This window comes from uncultured Campylobacter sp. (assembly GCF_938031315.1).
In the GTDB taxonomy this organism is placed as follows: domain Bacteria; phylum Campylobacterota; class Campylobacteria; order Campylobacterales; family Campylobacteraceae; genus Campylobacter_B.
This window is the reverse complement of the sequence record NZ_CALHHT010000215.1, coordinates 1-1,475: the sequence shown is the minus strand read 5'-3', so window position 1 is coordinate 1,475 and position 1,475 is coordinate 1. Positions and strand designations below refer to the sequence as shown.

Annotated in this window: 3 protein-coding genes; all 3 read right to left on the bottom strand. The window is 45.6% G+C overall.

Annotated elements, in window-relative coordinates; all coding sequences use genetic code 11:
* Window positions 1–213, bottom strand: a 213-nt coding sequence (locus Q0236_RS05400) for a hypothetical protein (RefSeq protein WP_297915842.1), incomplete at its 3' end; no start/stop codon positions are given.
* 266 nt (window positions 214–479) lie between these two features.
* Window positions 480–680, bottom strand: a complete 201-nt coding sequence (locus tag Q0236_RS05395; protein WP_297915840.1) for a hypothetical protein — start codon at window positions 678–680, stop codon at window positions 480–482.
* A 121-nt stretch (window positions 681–801) separates the two neighbouring features.
* Entirely contained in the window at window positions 802–1,332 is a 531-nt protein-coding gene (locus Q0236_RS05390) for an NAD(P)H-dependent oxidoreductase (protein ID WP_297915843.1), read from the bottom strand.
* Between the last annotated feature and the right edge of the window lie 143 nt (window positions 1,333–1,475).

Here is a 1,475-nt window from a genome sequence, read left to right as displayed (position 1 = left end):
TTGAGAGGTGCCGAAATACACGCCCAAAAGCCCGCCCACGGCTAGCAGCGCGCCGGCTAGCTGCTCGCCGCTTGCAAGCGAAAATTTTCTAAGCTTCATCTGCTTTTGCTCGTCGTTATCGCCTGCGTAAAATGCGTGATCACCCATTATTAGGACATTTTCGCCGATATCGCGAAGTCTGTTTTGAAGCCTACTTTGCCATAAAATTTTCATCGGTCGCTCCTTCTGTATGCGCGTAAAGAACACAGCGCGATTTATCGATTTTAATTTGCGCTAGCGGTTTTATCGACGTGCATGCTAATACTTGAATTATTGCTTTTAAATTTACACTATTTGCGCGGCGCTCGGTACCTATCAAATCGGCATCTGAGCCGTGCCTTGCAGGCAAATTTATCCGCACAGAGTTTTGACCGGGCTAGAAATAAATTTAACCGCGCGCTGTTTGAGCGAAACCGTAAAATTAGCCTCGCAAATTTAGATCATTTTTTCGGTTTATTTTCTTTGGTATAGTCCACGGCGATGCGCTGGCAGGCGATTTTATCGTTCTTTTCGAGGCATAAAGTCTCCAGCTCCTCGCGGCTGAAATTTTTATAATCTTTGATCGTCTTTTTACCGCCGTCGCCCATCACGAAGTATATGAGAGCCGCTAAAATCGCCATCGCAGCGATTAATCTAAGCATAATTGCCTCCTAAATTTCATAGATTTTTCGCCAAATGTGCGAGCGAATTCGGCGCGTATCTGTTTAAATAGGCAGTCAAATTCTATGCCGTTCGGATTTTGCGAGCAGCGCATTTTTAAATTTAAAGCAAATTAATCTGCTTCGGAAAGTACCTATCCAGCGTCTGCACTACCTGCTCTAACCAGACCTTTCGCTCAGCTTCGTCGCTATCTGCGACCACTCTAAACATCAGCCGCTCAAAGGTTTTCACGCCGCAAAAATCAAAAATGCAGCTTTTCCAAATTTTTTCCAGCGGATCGCCGAATATCTTGTTTTCTCTGGCCTCGGGGGTGTTGGAGGTGTTGAAAACTACGGCGGCTTTAGCCTTTAAAAGTCCTATCGGAAGCCCGCCGCCGTTATCGCCCGGCGCAAAATCGTAGGCTACTCTCTGCCTTAGCACACGGTCAATCCAGCCCTTGAGGATGGCGGGCGGCTCGCCCCACCAGTTCGGATGGACAATCACGATACCATGGGCGTTTGCTATGTCTTTTTGATGCGCCTTTAACAGCTCGTCGTCGCTTTCATCGCTCACGAGCTCAGCGCCGCTAAGGATCGGATTAAATTTCTCCTTATATAGATCGTGAAATTTAACCTCGTAGCCGCTATTTTGCAGCTTTTCTACCGCTACGTTTGCAATAGTCGCTTTAGGCTTATCTCGTAAGGATGTGCCAGGATAACAGAAATTTGCTCCATTTTTTTTGCTTTATTTCATATTGCTATTCAATTTCTAATTTTTTTATAATTTCTCTAGAGAAT